The sequence below is a fragment of the Pseudophaeobacter sp. 1A16562 genome, from assembly GCF_041008785.1.
Taxonomy (GTDB): domain Bacteria; phylum Pseudomonadota; class Alphaproteobacteria; order Rhodobacterales; family Rhodobacteraceae; genus Phycobacter; species Phycobacter gallaeciensis_A.
The window spans coordinates 42,322-61,659 of record NZ_JAXGFT010000009.1 but is presented as its reverse complement, the minus strand read 5'-3'; the positions used below and the strand labels follow the sequence as shown (position 1 = coordinate 61,659).

General features: G+C 62.2%; 18 protein-coding genes and 1 tRNA gene. 10 read left to right on the top strand and 9 right to left on the bottom strand.

The window, feature by feature from the left end:
* Nucleotide 1 precedes the first annotated feature (1 nt).
* The 4 genes from SM764_RS13730 to SM764_RS13715 all read right to left on the bottom strand — a co-directional run bounded on the left by SM764_RS13730 (nucleotide 2) and on the right by SM764_RS13715 (nucleotide 3,096).
* Nucleotides 2–361, bottom strand: a complete 360-nt coding sequence (locus SM764_RS13730) for a SpoIIAA family protein (RefSeq protein WP_369002042.1) — start codon at nucleotides 359–361, stop codon at nucleotides 2–4.
* A 72-nt stretch (nucleotides 362–433) separates the two neighbouring features.
* Nucleotides 434–1,813 (bottom strand): MBL fold metallo-hydrolase RNA specificity domain-containing protein, encoded by a 1,380-nt coding sequence (locus tag SM764_RS13725; protein ID WP_369002041.1) that lies wholly within the window; start codon nucleotides 1,811–1,813, stop codon nucleotides 434–436.
* Between the two features lie 3 nt (nucleotides 1,814–1,816).
* Entirely contained in the window at nucleotides 1,817–2,650 is an 834-nt protein-coding gene (locus SM764_RS13720) for an LOG family protein (RefSeq protein ID WP_369002040.1), read from the bottom strand.
* Between the two features lie 356 nt (nucleotides 2,651–3,006).
* Nucleotides 3,007–3,096: transfer RNA gene (locus tag SM764_RS13715), tRNA-Ser, on the bottom strand.
* Nucleotides 3,097–3,433: 337 nt separating this feature from the next.
* On the opposite strand from SM764_RS13715, the gene dusA reads away from it, so the two are divergent.
* Nucleotides 3,434–4,429 (top strand): tRNA dihydrouridine(20/20a) synthase DusA, encoded by a 996-nt coding sequence (gene dusA / locus SM764_RS13710; protein ID WP_369002039.1) that lies wholly within the window; start codon nucleotides 3,434–3,436, stop codon nucleotides 4,427–4,429.
* Nucleotides 4,430–4,497: 68 nt separating this feature from the next.
* Here dusA and SM764_RS13705 read toward each other — a convergent pair whose 3' ends face one another.
* The 3 genes from SM764_RS13705 to ccmI are packed head-to-tail and all read right to left on the bottom strand — an operon-like array spanning nucleotide 4,498 to nucleotide 6,456.
* Nucleotides 4,498–4,731, bottom strand: a complete 234-nt coding sequence (locus tag SM764_RS13705; protein ID WP_065273486.1) for a DUF1289 domain-containing protein — start codon at nucleotides 4,729–4,731, stop codon at nucleotides 4,498–4,500.
* Between the two features lie 4 nt (nucleotides 4,732–4,735).
* Complete coding sequence (ruvX, locus tag SM764_RS13700) at nucleotides 4,736–5,209, bottom strand: Holliday junction resolvase RuvX (RefSeq protein WP_274829099.1); 474 nt, start codon at nucleotides 5,207–5,209, stop codon at nucleotides 4,736–4,738.
* Entirely contained in the window at nucleotides 5,206–6,456 is a 1,251-nt protein-coding gene (gene ccmI / locus SM764_RS13695; RefSeq protein ID WP_369002038.1) for a c-type cytochrome biogenesis protein CcmI, read from the bottom strand. Before ccmI ends, ruvX begins: the two co-directional genes overlap by 4 nt.
* A gap of 246 nt (nucleotides 6,457–6,702) precedes the next feature.
* Here ccmI and SM764_RS13690 point away from each other — a divergent pair, with 246 nt between their 5' ends.
* The 5 genes from SM764_RS13690 to SM764_RS13670 all read left to right on the top strand — a co-directional run bounded on the left by SM764_RS13690 (nucleotide 6,703) and on the right by SM764_RS13670 (nucleotide 12,626).
* Nucleotides 6,703–7,947, top strand: coding sequence for a sarcosine oxidase subunit beta family protein (locus SM764_RS13690; protein ID WP_065270487.1), 1,245 nt, complete (start codon nucleotides 6,703–6,705; stop codon nucleotides 7,945–7,947).
* 106 nt (nucleotides 7,948–8,053) lie between these two features.
* Complete coding sequence (locus SM764_RS13685) at nucleotides 8,054–8,395, top strand: sarcosine oxidase subunit delta (RefSeq protein WP_274829103.1); 342 nt, start codon at nucleotides 8,054–8,056, stop codon at nucleotides 8,393–8,395.
* A gap of 100 nt (nucleotides 8,396–8,495) precedes the next feature.
* The gene (locus tag SM764_RS13680) at nucleotides 8,496–11,525 is read left to right on the top strand and encodes a sarcosine oxidase subunit alpha family protein (protein ID WP_368948096.1); all 3,030 of its coding nucleotides are present in this window, start codon (nucleotides 8,496–8,498) and stop codon (nucleotides 11,523–11,525) included.
* Nucleotides 11,518–12,084, top strand: coding sequence for a sarcosine oxidase subunit gamma (locus SM764_RS13675; RefSeq protein ID WP_369002037.1), 567 nt, complete (start codon nucleotides 11,518–11,520; stop codon nucleotides 12,082–12,084). The genes SM764_RS13680 and SM764_RS13675 overlap by 8 nt, the downstream gene beginning before the upstream one ends.
* Nucleotides 12,085–12,215: 131 nt before the next feature.
* Entirely contained in the window at nucleotides 12,216–12,626 is a 411-nt protein-coding gene (locus SM764_RS13670) for a hypothetical protein (protein ID WP_369002036.1), read from the top strand.
* 21 nt (nucleotides 12,627–12,647) lie between these two features.
* Here SM764_RS13670 and SM764_RS13665 read toward each other — a convergent pair whose 3' ends face one another.
* Nucleotides 12,648–13,418, bottom strand: coding sequence for an FkbM family methyltransferase (locus tag SM764_RS13665; RefSeq protein ID WP_369002035.1), 771 nt, complete (start codon nucleotides 13,416–13,418; stop codon nucleotides 12,648–12,650).
* Between the two features lie 133 nt (nucleotides 13,419–13,551).
* On the opposite strand from SM764_RS13665, the gene SM764_RS13660 reads away from it, so the two are divergent.
* Both SM764_RS13660 and SM764_RS13655 read left to right on the top strand, forming a co-directional pair.
* A complete protein-coding gene (locus SM764_RS13660) occupies nucleotides 13,552–14,151 on the top strand; it encodes a superoxide dismutase (protein WP_065270482.1) in 600 nt (199 codons plus the stop codon).
* Between the two features lie 144 nt (nucleotides 14,152–14,295).
* Entirely contained in the window at nucleotides 14,296–14,751 is a 456-nt protein-coding gene (locus tag SM764_RS13655) for a host attachment family protein (RefSeq protein WP_368998849.1), read from the top strand.
* Nucleotides 14,752–14,828: 77 nt separating this feature from the next.
* Here SM764_RS13655 and SM764_RS13650 read toward each other — a convergent pair whose 3' ends face one another.
* The gene (locus SM764_RS13650) at nucleotides 14,829–15,371 is read right to left on the bottom strand and encodes an LOG family protein (RefSeq protein WP_369002034.1); all 543 of its coding nucleotides are present in this window, start codon (nucleotides 15,369–15,371) and stop codon (nucleotides 14,829–14,831) included.
* A 121-nt stretch (nucleotides 15,372–15,492) separates the two neighbouring features.
* Between SM764_RS13650 and SM764_RS13645 the strand changes: the two genes are divergently transcribed.
* Both SM764_RS13645 and SM764_RS13640 read left to right on the top strand, forming a co-directional pair.
* Complete coding sequence (locus SM764_RS13645) at nucleotides 15,493–17,346, top strand: LysM peptidoglycan-binding domain-containing protein (protein ID WP_369002033.1); 1,854 nt, start codon at nucleotides 15,493–15,495, stop codon at nucleotides 17,344–17,346.
* Nucleotides 17,347–17,490: 144 nt separating this feature from the next.
* Nucleotides 17,491–19,308: an ABCB family ABC transporter ATP-binding protein/permease gene (locus tag SM764_RS13640; RefSeq protein ID WP_369002032.1), complete on the top strand. Its 1,818-nt coding sequence runs from the start codon at nucleotides 17,491–17,493 to the stop codon at nucleotides 19,306–19,308.
* Nucleotides 19,309–19,338 lie beyond the last annotated feature (30 nt).

Genomic DNA, 19,338 nt, shown 5'->3' with positions numbered 1-19,338 from the left:
GTTAAGCCCGCACCCAATCCCAGGCGGCATCAAGCGCATCGCCATCGAACACCTTGACTTCGCCCTTCATCAGGAACGCGCTGAGCTTGAGGCACCAGACGACCCAATCGGGCGCGCCGACAAGCGCGAGACGTTCAAAATCCGAGGCATGCTTTAGCCCGAAAGACATGTCGTCCCAGGCGGCCCTGATATCCCACCCTTCAAAATCGCTGTCCGCGAAGAACAGGAGGCGCAGTTTGCCGTAGGTGTCAAAACGCGCTTCGAGTTCGGGCAACAAAGTGGTGTAGTCCTCTTCGTGCAAAAGTCCGGAGGCCCGAATACCGACGACGGGCCCGTCGCTTTCTTTCATGATTTTGAGCATCGTCCTGCGGTCCTTTCTGCATTGCGTCTGTTTGGCGGGCATCGCCGATGGCGGGTTCGCTCCGGCGCGCCGTCAGATTTCGAAACTCTGATGCATGGTCGGAAACTCTATCCGCTCCGATTTAAGGCCCTTTGCAAAGGTTTTTCGTGCGTCTTCTTCCCCGTGGATCAGGAAGGTAATGTCGGGCGTGCGGTTCTTTTCATGCCAGGCGCGCAGTTCCTTTTTGCCTGCATGGGCGGAAAATCCGTTGATCGTGTGGATGCGAGCCCGGACCGGGATGTGATCGCCGAACAGTTTCACCGACTGAGCGCCGTCGATGATGATACGCGCGAGCGTGCCCTCGGCAGCGAAGCCGACGAAAATGACGCTGCATTCTTCGTGGGCGAGGTTGTGCCTCAGGTGTTGCCGGACGCGACCCCCCGTGCACATGCCCGACCCCGCCATGATCACCGCGCCAGAGTGTATGTGGTTGAGCTGCATCGATTCTGCCGTCTCACGCGTGAATTCCAACTCGGGCAGTGAAAAGGGATCTTGCCCCGACCGGATCTGCTCCGCGATTTCGCGGGTCATCGCCTCGGGATGGTTGCGAAAGATCTTTGTGGCCGAAATCGCCATCGGGGAGTCGAGAAATACCCTCAAATCCTGTGGCAGGATATCCCGTTTGATGCCTTCATTCATGAAGAAGAGCAGCTCCTGCGCCCGCTCCAGGGCAAAGGTTGGAATGATGACATTGCCGCCCCGTGCCTGCGTGTCAGCGATGGCTTCGAGCAATTCATCCACCGAGGCCTCAAGCGAGCGGTGATCGCGATCGCCATAGGTGGTTTCCATCACGATGATATCCGCATCACCCGGCGGCTGAGCATTACTCAGGAACGGCCTGTCCGATGGGCCGATATCGCCCGAGAACAGGATGCGGCGATTGCGCCCGTCCTCGGTGACGCTAAGCAGGATGCTGGCCGAGCCGAGGATATGGCCCGCCTCATAGAAGATGGCGCTTGCGTCGTGCCCGAGGCGGATGGGCACGCCGTAGTCAGCGATGCGATTGAAGTGGTCAAAGCTCATGACCGCGTCGAGCGTGTCATAGAGCGGCTGATGTTTGTGCCCTTTCTCGGAGTGCCGCTGCCGCCGACGCGCCTCTTCTTCGTGTAGATTCGCGGAATCGAGGATGACCAGCCGGGCCAGATCCCGGGTTGCGGCAGTACAGATGATGTCGCCCCGGAAGCCCCGGTTCACCAGCAGCGGAATGCGTCCGCAATGATCCAGATGCGCATGGGTAAGCAGCAGGACGTCTATAGAGGCAGGGTCGAAGCCGAAGTCGCCGACATTCTCTTCCTTGAGTTCGTGGCCGCCCTGAAACATGCCGCAATCCACCAGGATCTTGAGGTTGCCAACTGTCACCAGATGGCAGGACCCGGTGACGGTACCAGCGGCGCCGTGAAACGAAATCTGCATCCTCTATTCCTCCTGATCGACGATGGATTTTCCGGCACGGGCGTACCAGCGTTGGATGTCCTCCCAGATTTCCTCGGCCGTTTCGGCGAACCAGAAAAGGTCCCGGTCCTCGGGGGCGATGACACCCTCATCGACCAAAAACTCGGGATCAAAGGCGCCGCGCCAGTAGTCTTCCCCGACCAGGATCAGCGGCATCGGCGCGATCTTCCGGGTCTGGATCAGGGTGAGGGCCTCAAAGAACTCATCAAGCGTGCCATAGCCGCCGGGAAAGATCACTAGGGCTCGTGCCCGGAGCAGGAAATGCAGCTTTCTGATCGCGAAATAGTGGAACCGGAAGCAAAATCCGGGAGTCAGATAGGGGTTTGGGAACTGCTCGTGCGGCAGGGTAATGTTCAGTCCCACGGTTGTTGCGTCCATATCATGCGCACCGCGGTTTGCGGCTTCCATCAGGCCTGGCCCTCCGCCCGTAACCAGTGCCAGCTTGTCGCCGTTCGTTTGCTCCTGTGCCCCGACGATGCGTCCGAATTCACGCGCCACCTCGTAATAGTGGCTTTTGTCGAGAAGGCGCCTTGCGATCCTCAGATCGCGTTCGAGGCCCGAAGGCCAGTGCTCTGCAGGACCGTTCTGAACCGCCTCGAGCTCTGCCACCTTGCGCTGGGCGGCTTTCGGCTCCGGGATCCGGGTGCTTCCGAACACCACAATGGAGTGTTTGATCCGATGGTGCTCAAGGAGCCGCTCTGCCTTGAGATAGTCCAACTGCAGCCGGACGCCGCGGGTGTCTTCACTTTGCAGGTAATCGATGTCCTCGTCCGCGCGCCTGTACTCTGGTGACCTCATGATCGCCTGGACCAGAGACAGAGCCTCCGGGTCTTCATGAGAGGGCTTCGGGGTTTTCCAAGGCAGGTCCGTTTGCCGCCGCTCGGGGTGCGCCGGCTCCGGTTTATGCGATTGTTTCGATCTGTGTTTCACCCTGTGCCTCCGCAGGGCGCCCGCTCTGTCGGGCGCTGGGGCATTATCGCAGCCCACAGGTCCAGCACGTTGACAAAGATCAATGGCGTGGAGCGTTCATGTGACCGCTCTTTTAGCCATGGAGACGTAGACGCCCGGCGCTGGGCCACGCCCACATGGTCGCCTGAAATGGCAACGAAATCCAGCCACAAACGGGTCTAAAAATTGAGCATCTAAGGGGGGTATGGCGGAGAGACAGGGATTCGAACCCTGGAGACGGTTTCCCGCCTACACACTTTCCAGGCGTGCGCCTTCGACCACTCGGCCACCTCTCCGTGAGGCGCACTTCTGATGTATTTCGGGGGGGATTGCAAGACCATTTTCGGCAAAAAATCCAATGTTTTTCGAGGGGCGAAATGTCCGGTTCTAAGGCACCTCAGGATGGCCTGTCTGCAATGCTCGCAGAGGGCAATTCCTGCCATGTTCGGGGCGGTTGTTCGCCGCGAAATCTGGTTTGGGGCAGGGGGGGCGACGTTCACGGCGCTGTGGGTTTCCCGTGGCTCCCTGTTGCCTCCGGTGAAATGTGCTACACCCCAGCCCTGTCGAATCGTGTATGACTGGGCACCCCGGCCTGCGCCGAAGGCAGGCCGGATTGAGGATGGAGCCAAGGCTGTGAATACCAAGCTGGAACAAGCAGCGCGTCTGAGTGTGGCGCCAATGATGGACTGGACCGACAGGCACTGTCGTTACCTGCATCGCCTGTTGAGCCGTGAGACACTCCTATATACAGAAATGGTCACCGCACCTGCGCTGGTGCGGGGTGGGGCCTTGCATCTGCTGGCCTTCAATCCCGAGGAGCACCCGGTGGCGCTGCAGCTGGGCGGGTCCGAGCCGCAGGAACTGGCCGAGGCCGCGCGGCTTGGCGAAGAGGCGGGCTATGATGAGGTGAACCTCAATTGCGGCTGTCCCAGCGATAGGGTGCAATCCGGTGCCTTCGGGGCGGTTCTGATGCAGACGCCGGATCTGGTGGCGGAGTGCTTGGCGGCCATGCGCGGTAAGGTGCAGGTCGATGTCACCGTGAAATGCCGCATCGGCGTTGATGAGCAGGAACCGCAGGACATCCTGCCGGTGTTTCTGGAGAAAATTCGCGCTGCGGGTTGCCGACGCGTGACGATCCACGCGCGCAAGGCCTGGCTGCAAGGGCTGTCACCCAAGGAAAACAGGGATATCCCGCCGCTGGATTACGATCTGGTGCATCAGATGAAGGCGGCGTTTCCCGATCTGCATATCTCACTGAACGGTGGCATTGCCTCCCTGGACGCGGCGCGGGAACATCTGGACCGGGGTCTTGATGGTGTCATGGTCGGACGCGCGGCCTATCACCAGCCCGCCGATATTCTGTCGGCTGCCGACCCGGTGATCTATGGCACCGGCGAGCCGCGCGACGCATCCGCCGTGGTGAATGAGATGCTTCCCTATATAGAGCGGCAGTTGAGAGATGGCGCGCGGCTGCATCAGATTACCCGACATATGCTGGGTCTTTTTGCCGGTAAACCCGGCGCGCGTGCATGGCGGCGGATCCTCTCCGAGGGCGCGAACCGTCCGGGGGCCGGTCCTGATCTGGTGTTGGAAGCGCTGTCACAGGTGGCAGGGCGCTCTGCCGCCTGAGGCATCAGTCAGCCGGAGACCGGTGAACCATCAATCCTGTGCTGACTGACCGCTGTACGCGGGCGGCGTTATTTGCGCTCCAGTCGGGCAGCGCGACCGCCACGGCGTTTGGTCAGCCCGGCGGCACGCCCCGGCAGTTCTTCCATCACCGCAGCGCGTTCATCATTGCTCATCCGCGACCACTGGGTAATTTCGTCAATCGAGCGGTAGCAGCCAGTGCAGATCCGCTCTGCGGGGTGAACCACACAGATCTTGATGCAAGGCGACTGGATTTCGTCGCGTTTCCAGACCTTGTCGCTCATGCCGTCATCCATTGCCCAAGTGCCTCATCCGATCCAGCGCTCCCTGCAGGATATAGGAGGCGGCGACATGGTCGATCACCTCGGAGCGGCGTTTGCGGGACGTATCCGCCTCCAGCAGGGCTTTTTCGGCGGCAACTGTGCTCAGCCTTTCGTCCCAGAAGCCGATCGGCAGTTCGGTCAGTCGCGTCAGGTTGCGGGCAAAGGCGCGGGTGGATTGGCAGCGTGGTCCTTCGCTGCCATCCATATTGCGCGGCAGGCCGAGCAGGATGCCGCCTACCTCGCGTTCCTTGATGATCTCCAGCAGGCGCGCGCTGTCGAGGGTGAACTTCTTGCGCCGGATGGTTTCCAGCGGTGTGGCCACCGCGCCGATCCGGTCCGAGACGGCAACCCCGATGGTTTTCTCGCCCAGGTCCAGCCCGACCAGCGCAGAGTAAGAGGGCAGGGCGGCGGCGAATTCTTCAAAGGTATCAAGGATCATTCGGCCACCCCTGCCTGACGGGCGGCCTGGGTGATCATGTCAAGCGCGGCGGCGTCCCCGGCAAAGGTCTGGCGAGCTTCGTCATAGATGACGCGGGCCTGATCCAGATCGCCAAGCACTCCCAGCGCCCCGATCAGACGGGACCATTCCTGGACCGTGCCACCTTCGGTCGCGAGCCTGTCCGACAGGCGAGCCACCATGCCGCGGATCATCTCGGCCCGGTCGGCTTCGCTCATCTCGGCGGCGTTTTCCACGTCCGCCGCATCGGGGCCGGGCATGGCGCCAGCAAAGGGCGGGGTCGGCGCGCCTTTGGGCTGGATCGGCTGATAATCGACCCCGGCGCGCACGGCCATCTCTTCGATCTGGCTTTGAATGCCGCGGACCCAGGGATCATCGGCATTGCCCTTGCGCAGGGTTTCCGCCCAGATCTGGTAGGAGAGGTCAGGCCGTCCCACCTGTCCCAGCATCAACCCGTAGTAATAGCGTGCCGGTCCGTTTTCCGGGTCCAGTCGCAGCGTCTGGCTTAGCGCCTTTTCCGCTTCGGGAGAGACATAACCACCGGCTGCCATGATCATCAGCTCGGCCAGCTCGCCGAAATCGGCGGCTTCCACATCGCCGGACATGATGTCGATATACTTTTCCTTGGCCTGATAGGCCGCGATGAAATTCCCGAGGTTCGCCTCGTGCTGTACCAGCAGGGCCTGACCCTGGGCATCGTCTTCACGCTTGGCCACGGTCTGGCGCAGTTGATCGACGAGCTGGCGGTAGCTGTCTTCGACATCGGGCGCCGGAAAAGGCGGCACTTGGGCTTCAGCTTCGGCCTGGCTGGGGCGGCTGTCGGCGCGCTCCTGCGCCATGGCGATGCGGCTCTTGAGGCTGAGGTCACCATAGCCTGGTGCGCCCAGGGTCGCGTATATCCCCAGTGTTCCGCCACAGATCCCCAGAACGATGATCACCGCCACCGCGCGGGTCGCCATCCGGGGTTGCCGCGCGCCTTCGGTCTGTTCCTGCAGTTGCGCATCGGCGGCCAGAATGCGGCGGGAGACCTCGGTGCGGATACGGCCGGCGTCGGCTTCGTTGATCACGCCACGCGCCAGATCCTTGTCCACGTCGCGCAATTGCTGGCGATAGACGCGCAGGTCATAGGCGGCTGGCGGCTCTCCCGTTGCGCGGCTGCGCAGCAGAACCAATGCCATCAATCCGGCGATGGCCAGGGCCATGAATGCGATGAGGATCCAGAAAACCATGCTTACTCCGATGTTTGATCTCCATCTATATCTCCGCAGGCGCGGAAAAAAGGCCTAACTGCTGCGTCACCCTGTCGTGCCCGGTATGTCAGTCGGCTCGCGGGCGAGGCAGACCGCGTGCGACACGGTCGCAGACGTGGTAGAAAGGTGATGTCGCAACTATGCACAAATGCGACGATAAACGGCACGGCCCGGAGCCGCCCCTCGGGCATACCCAAGACCAGACACGCATCATCGGATTCGCTCATGAAACGCTATTCAGCCTTTGCAGTCGCGCGGGAGGCCCTGCGCTACCACACCGGATGGGAACGCGCCTGGCGCGCTCCCGAGCCCAAACGCCACTATGATGTGATCATCGTCGGCGCGGGCGGGCACGGCCTTGCCACGGCCTATTACCTTGGCAAGAATTTCGGCATCACCAATGTGGCGGTGCTGGAAAAGGGCTGGCTGGGCGGCGGCAACACCGGGCGCAATACCACCATCATCCGCTCGAACTACCTGCAAGATCCGTCGGCGGCGATCTATGAAAAGGCGCGTTCCCTATACGAGGATATGAGCCAGGATCTGAACTACAACGTGATGTTCTCCCCGCGCGGCGTCATCATGCTGGCCCAGACCGAGCATGAGGTGCGCGGCTACAAGCGCACGGCCCATGCCAACGCGCTGCAGGGCGTGTCGACCGAGTGGATCGAACCCGCGCGGGTCAAGGAACTGGTGCCGATCATCAACCTTGAAGGGCCGCGTTACCCCGTGCTGGGTGGCCTGTGGCAGGAGCGCGGCGGCACCGCGCGCCACGACGCGGTGGCCTGGGGCTATGCCCGGGCATGTTCAGCCATGGGCATGGACATCATCCAGCAATGCGAAGTCACCGGCGTGCGCACCGAAGGTGGCCGGGTGATCGGCGTCGACACCAGCAAGGGCGCGATTGATTGTGACAAGCTGGGCATGGTGGTTGCAGGCAACTGTTCGCACCTGTCCCAGATGGCGGGCTTCCGCCTGCCGGTCGAAAGCGTGGCGCTGCAGGCGCTGGTGTCCGAGCCGATCAAGCCCTGCATGGATGTGGTCGTCATGGCCAACACCGTGCACGGCTACATGAGCCAGTCCGACAAGGGCGAGATGGTGATTGGTGGCGGCACCGACGGCTACAACAACTACACCCAGCGCGGGTCCTTCCACCATATCGAGGAGACCGTGCGTGCGCTGAACGAGACTTTCCCGATGGTGTCGCGCCTGAAGATGCTGCGCCAGTGGGGCGGTATCGTGGATGTGACCGGCGACCGCTCGCCCATCATCTCGAAAACGCCGGTCCAGAACTGTTTCGTCAACGCAGGCTGGGGTACTGGCGGTTTCAAGGCCATTCCGGGATCTGGCTGGGCCATGGCCGAGCTGATGGCAACCGGCCATTCGCCGCTGGCCGAGGAATTTTCGATGATGCGCTTCAAGGAAGGCAAGTTCATCGACGAGAGCGTCGCGGCAGGGGTGGCGCACTGATGGTTGTTTCCCTTCGTTCATCCAATGTGACGCCCTGCGTCGCATCGTGCCCGATCCCCGCCCTCGGTTCGGGGGCAGTAGACCAGACCAAACCGGAGCATGGCCCATGCTGATCCTTGAATGCCCCTATTGCGGCGTCAAAGCCGAAGAAACCGAACTGCACGGTGGCGGTGAGGCGCATCTGACGCGCTTTGGTCCCGGCTCCTCGGATGATGAGTTCCATGATTATCTGTTCATGCGGGAAAATCCCAAAGGCGTGCATTTCGAACGCTGGCGGCACGTCAATGGCTGCGGCAAGTGGTTCCACGCGGCCCGCTGCACCATGACGCTTGAGGTTTTTGGCACCTATTCGGCGCAGACCACCGAGCCGCCGCAGGAAATTCGCGACGCGATCACCGCCAAACGCCCCGGCTGGAGCTGGCGCGAGTTTTCGGATGCCAAGTCATGACAGGCGTACTTCGTCGCACAGACCGACCGCAGCCGGGCATGGCCCGTTTCGCGGAACACACACCGAATACCACCGCCTTTTATCGTGAAAGGTTCGCAGCATGAGCACGCGTCTTGCCAATCAGGGCCGGTTGATCGACCGCTCCAAACCCATCGAGTTCACCTTTAACGGCACGCGGATGACAGGCTATGCCGGGGATACGCTGGCCTCGGCGCTGCTGGCCAATGATCAGCTGCTGGTGGGCCGGTCCTTCAAATACCACCGCCCACGCGGGCTGGTTGCCTCGGGCGCGGAAGAGCCCAACGCGCTGGTTGGCCTCGGCTCCGGTGCGCGGTTCGAACCGAACCAGCGCGCCACCACGACCGAGCTGTTTTCCGGCCTCAGCGCCCAGTCGCAGAACCACTGGCCCAGCCTTGAGTTCGACGTGGGCGTCGTGAACAACAAGCTGGCGCGTTTCCTGCCTGCTGGTTTCTACTACAAGACGTTCATCCACCCCAAACCCTTCTGGAAACACGTCTACGAGCCGATCATCCGCAAATCCGCAGGTCTGGGCCAGGCGCCGGACCGCGAACTGAAGGATGCGGACACCTACGAACACTTCTATTTCTTTGCCGATGTTCTGGTGGTTGGCGGCGGTGTTGCCGGCCTTCAGGCGGCGCTGACGGCGGCTCGTTCGGGCGCCAAGGTGCTGGTGATGGAACAGAACGCCCATTGGGGCGGTCGGGCGCCGGTCGATGGTGGGACCATCGATGGCGACGATCCCGAAGCCTGGGTGGAACAGGCGCTGGCAGAACTCACCGCGATGGAGAACGTCACTCTGCGCAACCGCTGCATGGGATCGGGCGTCTATGATCACGGTTATGCTCTGGGATACGAACGGCTGACCGATCACACACCGGGGCAGGGTGGTCCGCGCCACCGCCTGTGGCGGATCCGTGCAAAACAGATCGTCACCGCAACTGGCGCCATCGAACGGCCGCTGTCGTTTGCTGGCAACGATGTGCCCGGCGTGATGCTGGCCGCAGCGATGCGCGATTACGTGGTGAACTGGGGCGCGACCCCGGGGCAGCGCGTGGTGGTAGCGACCAACAACGATGATGCATATCGCACCGCGCTGGCGCTGCATGGTGCAGGCGTCGAGGTTGTACGCGTGCTCGACACCCGCGAAGCCGGTGGCGGCGCCCTGATGGATGAGGTCCGCGCGCTTGGTATCCGTGTCGAATGCGGCCGCGGCATCGCCAAGGTCAAGGACGGCAAGCATGTGACCAAGGTCGCGATCTGCGCCCAGAATGGTCAGGGCGGCGCCCAGGAAGAGGTCGAAGCCGATGCGGTCGCCATGTCCGGCGGTTGGTCTCCGGTGGTGCACCTGTGGTCCCATTGTGGCGGCAAGCTTACTTGGGATGATGCTCAGACGCATTTCCGCCCCGATCCCTCCCGTCCGCCGCTCGGCGCAGATGGCGAAGGTTTCGTGGTGACCGCTGGCGCTGCCAGCGGCCCGCTGACACTAGATGCGGTGCTGGCCGATGGCGCCGAGGCCGGGGCCAAGGCCGCCGCTGCGGCCGGGTTCAAAGCCGATGCTACTGCCGCCAAGGGCGAAGCGCAGGACGAAGCGCCGATGCAGCCGGTCTGGCTGATGCCCGCCCGCGCTGAAATCAACCTGCGCATGAAGGCCTGGCTGGACTTCCAGAACGACGTCAAGGTTTCCGACGTGCAGCTGGCGGCGCGCGAAGGCTATGAAAGCGTTGAGCATACCAAGCGTTACACCACGCTTGGTATGGCGACGGATCAGGGTAAACTCAGCAATATCAACGGCCTGGCGATCCTTGCTGACAGTCTCGGATCGGAAATCCCGCAGGTGGGCACCACCACCTTCCGCCCGCCCTATCACCCCATTTCCATGGGTGCGATCGGCGGCGAGGCGCGCGGCGAGATCTTCCAACCCCTGCGCAAGACGCCGATGTACGACTGGCACGATGGCAATGGCGCCGACTGGGAACCGGTCGGCCACTGGCGCCGCCCCTACGCCTATGTGCGCAGCGGCGAAAGCGTGAAGGAGGCGGTCAACCGCGAGATCACCAACACCCGCCAGAACGTCGGCATGCTGGATGCCTCAACCCTGGGCAAGCTGATCGTCAAAGGCCCTGATGCCGGGCGGTTCCTCGACATGATGTACACCAACATGATGTCGACCCTGAAAGTCGGCAAATGTCGCTATGGTCTGATGTGCTCCGAGAACGGCTTCCTGTCGGATGACGGCGTGGTTGCCCGCATCGACGAGGACACTTGGCTGTGTCACACCACCACCGGCGGCGCCGACCGCATCCATGCCCATATGGAAGAATGGCTGCAGACCGAATGGTGGGACTGGAAAGTCTATGTTGCCAATGTGACCGAGCAATACGCCCAGATCGCGGTGGTCGGTCCCAAGGCGCGCAAGGTGCTGGAAAAGCTGAACGGCGAGGCCGGTGGCGGTCTGGATGTCTCCAAGGAGGCGTTGCCCTTCATGGAGTGGAAGGACGGAGAGATCGGCGGCTTCAAATGCCGGGTCTACCGGATCTCCTTCTCGGGCGAATTGTCCTACGAGATCGCTGTTGCTGCTTCTGACGGTCAGGCCTTCTGGGATGCGCTGATGGCGGCGGGGCAGGAGTTTGGCGTGATGCCCTATGGCACCGAATGCCTGCACGTGCTGCGCGCGGAGAAGGGCTTTATCATGATCGGGGATGAAACCGACGGTACGGTCATTCCGCAGGATCTGGGCCTCAACTGGGCGATTTCCAAGAAGAAGGAAGACTTCATTGGCAAGCGCGCGCAGCTGCGCAGCCATATGGCGGATCCGGAACGCTGGAAACTGGTGGGGCTTGAGACGACCGACGGGTCGGTGCTGCCGGACGGCGCCTATGCGGTCGGCAATGGCGTCAATGCCAACGGCCAGAAAAACACCATCGGCCGGGTCACCTCGACCTATTATTCCCCAACCTTGGGCAAGGGGATCGCGATGGGACTGGTGAAACACGGCCCCGACCGCATGGGAGAGGTTCTCGACTTCCCCGGCACCGATGGCACCATTTTCAAGGCGCGGATCGTCGATCCGGTCTTCTACGACAAGGAAGGGGAAAAGCAGAATGTCTAATCCTGTGAGCGCCCTGGGCGGCGCCAGCTACGCCGGAATGGCCACGCTGGAAGAGGCCGGTCTGCAGGGGATGATCACCCTGCGCGGCGATCTGTCCTCCAAGACCCTGCAACAGGCGGTGAAGGTGGCCACCGGCGCAGATGTGCCGGCGCCTCGCCGGATCACCACCGCCGAGAGCGGCGCCGTGGCCTGGATGTCCCCGGATGAGCTGCTGCTTCTGGTGCCTTATGCCGACGCCGAAGCCAAGACCGTGGCGCTGGCCGAGGCGCTTGCGGGCGAGCACGCTCTGTCGGTGAATGTCTCTGACGCGCGGGCGTTTTTCCACCTTTCGGGCGCAGGTGCGCGCGAGGCTCTGGGCAAGGTCTGCCCGGTGGATTTCGATGCGGCAGCCTTCACCCCCGGCGATTTCCGCCGTACCCGCATGGCGCAGGTGGCTGCGGCCTTCTGGCTGGACGAAGAGGAGACCTTCCACATCGTCTGTTTCCGCTCGGTCGCGGGATATGTCTTCAACCTGCTGAAGGCGGCAGCGCACCCGCAATCGAAGGTTGGCGTCTACTGAACCCGGCCCTTCTGGATTGTGCCAAATTGATGCATCCCATAACGTGTCCCGGACTCTCGGGGCACGTTTTTGTTTTTAATCAGGTATTTGTTCTGCTGTTTTGACGCTGAATTTTGAAGCAAGGATTGGACATGTTTAAAGTGACTATAGCAGCGGCTCTGTCGCTTTGCGCGCTGCCTTTGGCCGCCGCAGGCGCGCCCATTGTCTATGAATGCGAATATACCGCGCATACCAGCTATGGCTGGATCCCGGATAAGGCCGCCTATGTGGTGGATGACGTCGCCGGAACCGCGATGGCCTACGATGCTTATATTCACCACGTCAATAAGGCCCCGTTGCCTGTGACATTCGGCGTGGTGAAGGAGCGGAAATACCTCATGAAATGGACCCTGACGGGCTTGCCCGTTCGGGGGAACAGAACGGCCACTGCGACCTACACTGTGCGGCTTGATGCTGCGCGGTCCAAGGCGACGATCAGCGCGCGCGTGCATGGCGGAGACGGAAACAACCGCGGCACCGGCACCTGCCAACGGGTCAAATAGTCGGCACGCTTGGCGGGCGCATCACTTGAACAGAAACGTCGGGAACTGCGTCAGGGCGCGGGGGCTGGTGAGAGCGTCAAACCCGGCCTGTGCCCCGTTGTCAGGGTGGCATTCGCCGTAAAAGGACAGAAGATCGGCCAGCTCTGCCATCCGCGCCTTGCGGGTCTCTTCCGGCAGGAATGGCGCGTGGGTGGACAGGTAGAGCGCCGGGCGCTGCTCTTTCAGCCAGGGGATCATCTGCGGCAGCACGTCGAATTCGGCGCCTTCGATATCAAGCTTGACCAGCGAAACGCGCGACAGATCCGCCTTTGCCGCGAAATCCTGCCAGCCGATCGTCATCACGTCGGATCCGTGATCGCCATCGTTCAGAAGGCTGCTCATGCTGTCTCCGGCCTCACCACCAAAAGATGCCATACGGGCAAGACCAAAACCGCTGCTGATGGCGACTGAGAAGGCCGAGACATTGTCGACGCGGTTCAGTTCCAGGTTCCAGGCCAGATGGCGAAAGGCAACGGGGTCGGGTTCGAAACACATCACGCGCCGCGCCCTATGCGCGCCGTATAGGACGGTGGGGCCGATCCAGGCGCCGATGTCGAGATAGTCGTGATCCTTGTCGAGATGGGCATCCAGCACCTGAAAGGTCTCCGGCTCCCACTTGCCTGCCGCAGCCTTGCGCCAGAACTTGGAATGATAGGGATCCAGCCGGAAGGGAACGCCGTTCAGCTGGCCCGCATAATAGCCCTGCATGCGATAAATGGCTTTGCGGGCGCGGATCCAGGCCTCGGCGATCATGGCGGTCTCTCCCATTTGCGCACATAGACGTCGCAGTCAGATGGCGCGGATTTCTTGTCTAGGCCCTTGACCTGCCGAATGCTGCGCCGCATGTATCTGCATAGGAACGCAACAAAATTGACAGGGGTCCGATATGGCTTTTGAACTTCCCGATCTTCCTTATGCACATGATGCGCTGGCTTCCAAGGGCATGTCCGCCGAAACCCTGGAATACCACCACGATCTGCACCACAAGGCCTATGTCGACAACGGCAACAAGCTGATCGCCGGAACCGAGTGGGACGGCAAGACGCTGGAAGAGATCATTGTCGGCACCTACGACAAATCCGCCGTCGCCCAGAACGGCATCTTCAACAACATCTCCCAGCTGTGGAACCACAACCAGTTCTGGGAAATGATGGGTCCGGGCGCCTCCGCGATGCCGGGTGAGCTGGAAAAGGCACTGGTCGAAAGCTTCGGCTCCGTCGACAAGTTCAAGGAAGAATTCTCCGCCGCAGGCGCGGGTCAGTTCGGCTCCGGCTGGGCTTGGCTGGTGAAAGACACCGATGGCGCCCTGAAAGTCACCAAGACCGAGAATGGCGTGAACCCGCTGTGCTTTGGCCAGACCGCGCTGCTGGGTTGTGACGTGTGGGAACACTCCTACTACATCGATTTCCGCAACAAGCGCCCGGCCTACCTGACCAACTTCCTGGACAACCTGGTCAACTGGGAAAACGTCGCTTCGCGCATGTAATCCGCGACAGGATACGAGATACGAAACCCGCGCCGGACCGGCGCGGGTTTTTTCGTGGCAGTTTGATACGCGTCAAGGTTCCCTGCCATGTTTTCCGGTTGGCTGGCGGCACAGAGGAAGCGGAACGGAGGAAAGGGAACACGCATGATTAAATTGCCCAAAGGACTATGGATCATCGTTGCAGACGGCCAAAAGGCGCTGTTTCTGGAGAACGTCAGCGATACGGTAGATGCGGACCTGCGCGTGATGCGCGCCGACGAGATCGCCAACCCGTCGAACGAAGCGCAAGGGTCAGAGGCGCCCGGTCGGCTCAGCGGGGCAGCCGGAGCTGCGCTTGGCGCGGTTGAACCTGCGGACTGGCATCAGATGGCCGAAGATGACTTCGCTGCCGGGGTAGCATCGCTGGTCAACAAATGGGTGGCCGCCGGGGCCTGCTCCGGGCTGGTTTTGATCGCACCGCCGCGCAGTCTGGGCGCGCTGCGCCCCGAGTTGAGCGGGGATGCCGCCAAACTGCTGGTTGCAGAGCTGCCCAAGGATCTGACCAATCACCCAGTGCCCGAGATTGCCGAGGCCGTGAAATCCGCGCTGGCGAGCGTCTGATCGCCTGCTGTCCGGGGGCGGCGGGCTAGCAGCGGGAGGGAGGCTGAACTGGAGGCCTGAACCGGAGTATCTCCGGGTCAGGGTTTCAGTCTGGCTAGCGCTTCTTCGGCGCTGTCGACCCAGGTCAGGTAATCCTGCATCTCGGCTCCTGCAAATTCCTGCGCCACCACGTGCTCCAGAAGGTCGCGCAGCTTGTCCCAGTAGCCATCGGTGTTGACCACTATGATCGGTTTGTCGTGCAGGCCCAGCTGGCGCCAGGTCAGCACTTCGAACAACTCATCCAGCGATCCCGGGCCGCCGGGCAGGACCACAACGGCGTCGGCGTTATAGAGCATGACCTTTTTACGCTCATGCATGGTTTCGGTCACCACATAGGTTGTGAGATCCGATTTGCCGACCTCGCGCCGTTCCAGATGCACCGGGATCACCCCAAAGGTTTCACCACCTGCAGCCTGCGCCGCCCGAGCGACGGTGCCCATAAGGCCGACGTCTCCGGCGCCGTACACGAGCCGCTGACCTTGTGCGGCGAGCCCTTTTCCAAGGGTCTCGGCGGCTGCGGCATAGCTGGCCATTGCTCCAAAACGTGATCCGCAATACACACAGACGGATTTTATGCTCATGAGATAGCCTTTCGACAGGGTTTGGCAGCGAAACAGGTATGCTGTTTTGACCCCAGATACCCCCATTGGTAGGCTGGCTCAACCAAGCGAGGGAAAACATCTCGCACAAGGAAGGAACAAGATGGCGCAAACATCTGGAAGTGGGGGGGTCAGCCCCCTGGCGATGGGAGGTATTGCTTCTGTCGTCGTGATCGTGGGCGGCGTCGTGCTGATGCAGCTGGGGGTGTTTGACCGGGGCGATGGGCCTGAAGAGGCCGCATCGCGCACGGTGGCGCAGCCCGAGGTGACGGTGTCCCCGGCGGCCAAAGAGCCGGTTGGCGTGACCACCACGGTTGAGACCGCCAATTCCGCGGCTGAACCTGAAACTGCGACCGCTTCGGAAAACGCGCCTGAACCTGCGACCGATGCGCCGCAGAAGACAGCCGCAGAGGATGCGGCCCCTGCGGCAGTTGAGGAGACGGCAGAGGCCGAAGTCGAGACCATCGCGCCGACAGAGGCACCCGAGGCATCGGCAGAGACCGCCGCCGTCGTCGAAACCGCCGAGCCAACAGAGACAGGTAAGAGCGAAACGGCGGTAGCCCAGGCACCTGAGGCAGAGGTTCCCGCGGCGGATGACAGCGACACCGTTGCAGATACGCAAAAGGCGGATGTTGCTGATACCGCGACCGAGGAGGCAGCCGTTTCTGAAGACCCCGCCACCACTGCAGAGGCGCCCGTGGAAGAGGCGGCGCCGCTGTTGGAAGCGCCAATGCTGGATCTGGTGCGGGTCGACCCCGACGGTGCCCTTGTGATTGCAGGTCGTGCACAGGCCGGAGCCGCGGTCGAGGTCCTGCTGGATGGTTCGGTTCTGGAACAGACCGAGGTTCAGGGCAGCGGCGATTTCGTGATTTTCTCCAGCATCCTGCCCAGCGACCAGCCGCGGGTGATCTCGCTTCTGGCGCGGTTCGAGGATCAGAAACAACCCTCTGAGGATCAGTTCATTTTGGCACCGATCTCAGCGGCGCCAGCGCCGCAGGTGGCGGATGCCGAGGATGCCGCGAAGCCCGAGGCCGAGCCTGCGGCTGTATCCAAGGACACTGCAGCCCCGCAGAGCGAAGAGGCAGTGGAGGTCGCGCAGGCTGAAACATCTGAGGCCGTTTCACAGGAACAGCCGACTGAGCAGAGCGGAGCGCCCGCTCCGGTCGCAGCTGAGGGAGAAGCACAGCCCGTCGTAGCCGAAACCACCACGCCGCAGGTCGAGGCGGAAACGGCAGCACCGGAGCAACCGGTGGAGGCTGAGGCCGCACAGGTCGAAGTGGCAACCGCAGAGGGCGAGACCGGCACTGCTGGCCCCGACGATACCACACCGCCCCAAAGCGAGCCGGTGGCCGAGGAAACACTCGCCAGCGCGGAAACCGTTCCTGCGCCGCAGCCGGAGCCAACGGCGGTTGCCGTGCTGAGGGCCGGTGCAGATGGTGTAGAGCTGGTGCAGCCCGCTACGCCGGTTCTGAATGGCAAGGTCGCGCTTGATACCATCAGCTATTCCGACAGCGGCGAGGTGCTGCTGGCTGGGCGTGGCCGCGCGGATGCCTTGGTGCGGGTCTACGTGGACAATGCGCTCAAGACCGAATTCCTCGTGGCCGAGGATGGCCGCTGGGGCGGCGCGCTGGCTGCCGTGGAACCGGGCATCTACACTCTGCGTCTGGATGAAATTTCCGCCAGCGGCGCAGAAGTCCTGAGCCGTCTTGAAACCCCCTTCAAACGCGAGGCGCCCGAGGTGCTGCAACCGCAGACGCAGCAGCCTGGACAGGCGCCGGATCAACCGGTTCCGCTGGTACGGGCCATCACGGTGCAAAAGGGCGATACCCTTTGGGCGATCTCGCAGGAACGCTATGGCAGCGGGTTCCTTTATGTCCGGGTGTTCCAGGCCAACCAGGATGCGATCCGCGATCCCGACCTGATCTATCCCGGACAGGTGTTCAACCTGCCGGATTGATCTGTTCGGTGTACCAGAAACGCGCCGTGTCCCCAGCCACAGGGGGCGCGGCGTATCCTTTCCCAGCTTTGTGCTTGGGATATGTAGTAGGCGATACGCATCAGACATCGCCAGCCCGCCGGAAGGCCCAGCCGCAGGAACGCCATGAGACGATCCCCCACCACCATCGATTCCATCTCGGCCGAGGAACGCCGCTCAAGCCTGCGCACCCTGCGCAAGGTGGTTCCTTACCTGTGGCCCGCAGACCAGAAGAGCGTGAAATACCGGGTCGTGCTGGCCATGGTGGTGTTGATCCTGGCCAAGCTAATCGCCGTTTATACGCCGGTTCTGTACAAAGGCGCGGTGGATGCGTTGGCGGGTGAAGGCGTTCCGCCGCTGGCGCTCGGCGCGGTGGGGCTGACCGTCGCCTATGGTGTGGCGCGGGTGCTGACGAACGGATTCCAACAGCTGCGGGATGCGGTGTTTGCGCCTGTCACCCAGCGGGCGCTACGCGGTCTGGCGCTGGAGACATTTCAGCACATTCACCGACTGTCGATGCGCTATCATATCACCCGCAAGACCGGCGGATTGTCCCGGATCATCGAACGCGGGGTCAAGGGCGTCGAATTCCTGCTTCGGTTCCTCTTGTTCTCGATCGGTCCGCTGGTGCTGGAACTGGTGCTGGTGGCCGTCATCCTGACGGTGCTGTTCGACGCGCGCTATCTGCTTGCGGTCGGTGTCACCATTGCGCTTTATGTCTGGTTCACGCTGGCGATCACCGAATGGCGGGTGAAACTGCGGCGTGAGATGAACAAGCAGGACACCGACGCCAACCAAAAGGCGATCGACAGCCTGCTGAATTTCGAAACGGTCAAGTATTTCGGCGCCGAAGAGCGCGAGGCGGCCCGCTATGACGGGGCCATGCGTGCCTATGCGCAGGCGGCGCTGAAGACCGCCTATTCGCTGGCTTTCCTCAATTTCGGTCAGAGCGTGATCATCACCGGTGGTTTGATCACGGTAATGGTGATGGCGGCCATCGGCGTGCAGGACGGCAGCCTCAGCGTTGGTGATTTCGTGATGGTAAACGCCTACATGGTCCAGATCACCGTGCCCCTGAACTTCCTCGGCTCGGTCTATCGGGAAATCCGCCAGAGCCTCGTCGATATGGGCGAAATGTTCGACCTGCTGGAACAGCCGCCGGATGTCACGGACCGTCCGAATGCCGCGGAACTGAAGGTCAGCAAGGGGCATATCCGGTTGGAGGACCTGCATTTCGGTTATGACCCGGAGCGCGAGATCCTGAAGGGTATCACCATGGAGGCCAAACCAGGTGAGACGGTGGCCATCGTCGGCTCCACCGGGTCCGGTAAATCCACCATCGGGCGGCTGTTGTTCCGGTTTTACGATGTCACCGGCGGCGCCCTAACCATTGACGGGCAGGATGTGCGCAGCGTCAGCCAGAAAAGCCTGCATGCCGCCATTGGCGTGGTGCCGCAGGACACGGTGCTGTTCAACGACACCATCCGCTACAACATCGCCTATGGCCGCGATGGTGCCACCCAGCAAGAGATCGAAGACGCCGCTCGGGCGGCGCAGATCCATGATTTCATCGCCGGTCTTCCGCAGGGCTATGACACTCAGGTGGGCGAACGCGGGCTCAAGCTGTCGGGCGGTGAAAAACAGCGCGTCGGCATTGCCCGCACCCTACTGAAGGACCCGCCGATCCTGCTGCTGGACGAGGCAACTTCGGCACTGGATACCGATACCGAGCGCGAGATCAAGGAAGCGCTGGCGCGGGCCGGGCAGGGGCGCACGGTGATCACCATCGCGCACCGCCTCTCCACGGTCGCCGAGGCGGACCAGATCGTGGTGCTGGAGCAGGGGGAGATCGCGGAAGCAGGCTCTCACGAGGATCTTCTTGCGCGCGGTGGCCGTTATGCCCATCTGTGGCAGCGCCAGCAAGCGGATCAGGATGTCGCCTGAGCCTGTCAGCGCGGGTGGCGTTCCAAAGGC

Coding starts and splice junctions, on each gene's coding strand:
- SM764_RS13730 (WP_369002042.1), bottom strand. CDS start 361: ATGCTCAAAATCATGAAAGAAAGCGACGGGCCCGTCGTCGGTATTCGG.
- SM764_RS13725 (WP_369002041.1), bottom strand. CDS start 1,813: ATGCAGATTTCGTTTCACGGCGCCGCTGGTACCGTCACCGGGTCCTGC.
- SM764_RS13720 (WP_369002040.1), bottom strand. CDS start 2,650: ATGAGGTCACCAGAGTACAGGCGCGCGGACGAGGACATCGATTACCTG.
- SM764_RS13705 (WP_065273486.1), bottom strand. CDS start 4,731: ATGAGCGACAAGGTCTGGAAACGCGACGAAATCCAGTCGCCTTGCATC.
- ruvX (WP_274829099.1), bottom strand. CDS start 5,209: ATGATCCTTGATACCTTTGAAGAATTCGCCGCCGCCCTGCCCTCTTAC.
- ccmI (WP_369002038.1), bottom strand. CDS start 6,456: ATGGTTTTCTGGATCCTCATCGCATTCATGGCCCTGGCCATCGCCGGA.
- SM764_RS13690 (WP_065270487.1), top strand. CDS start 6,703: ATGAAACGCTATTCAGCCTTTGCAGTCGCGCGGGAGGCCCTGCGCTAC.
- SM764_RS13685 (WP_274829103.1), top strand. CDS start 8,054: ATGCTGATCCTTGAATGCCCCTATTGCGGCGTCAAAGCCGAAGAAACC.
- SM764_RS13680 (WP_368948096.1), top strand. CDS start 8,496: ATGAGCACGCGTCTTGCCAATCAGGGCCGGTTGATCGACCGCTCCAAA.
- SM764_RS13675 (WP_369002037.1), top strand. CDS start 11,518: ATGTCTAATCCTGTGAGCGCCCTGGGCGGCGCCAGCTACGCCGGAATG.
- SM764_RS13670 (WP_369002036.1), top strand. CDS start 12,216: ATGTTTAAAGTGACTATAGCAGCGGCTCTGTCGCTTTGCGCGCTGCCT.
- SM764_RS13665 (WP_369002035.1), bottom strand. CDS start 13,418: ATGATCGCCGAGGCCTGGATCCGCGCCCGCAAAGCCATTTATCGCATG.
- SM764_RS13660 (WP_065270482.1), top strand. CDS start 13,552: ATGGCTTTTGAACTTCCCGATCTTCCTTATGCACATGATGCGCTGGCT.
- SM764_RS13655 (WP_368998849.1), top strand. CDS start 14,296: ATGATTAAATTGCCCAAAGGACTATGGATCATCGTTGCAGACGGCCAA.
- SM764_RS13650 (WP_369002034.1), bottom strand. CDS start 15,371: ATGAGCATAAAATCCGTCTGTGTGTATTGCGGATCACGTTTTGGAGCA.
- SM764_RS13645 (WP_369002033.1), top strand. CDS start 15,493: ATGGCGCAAACATCTGGAAGTGGGGGGGTCAGCCCCCTGGCGATGGGA.
- SM764_RS13640 (WP_369002032.1), top strand. CDS start 17,491: ATGAGACGATCCCCCACCACCATCGATTCCATCTCGGCCGAGGAACGC.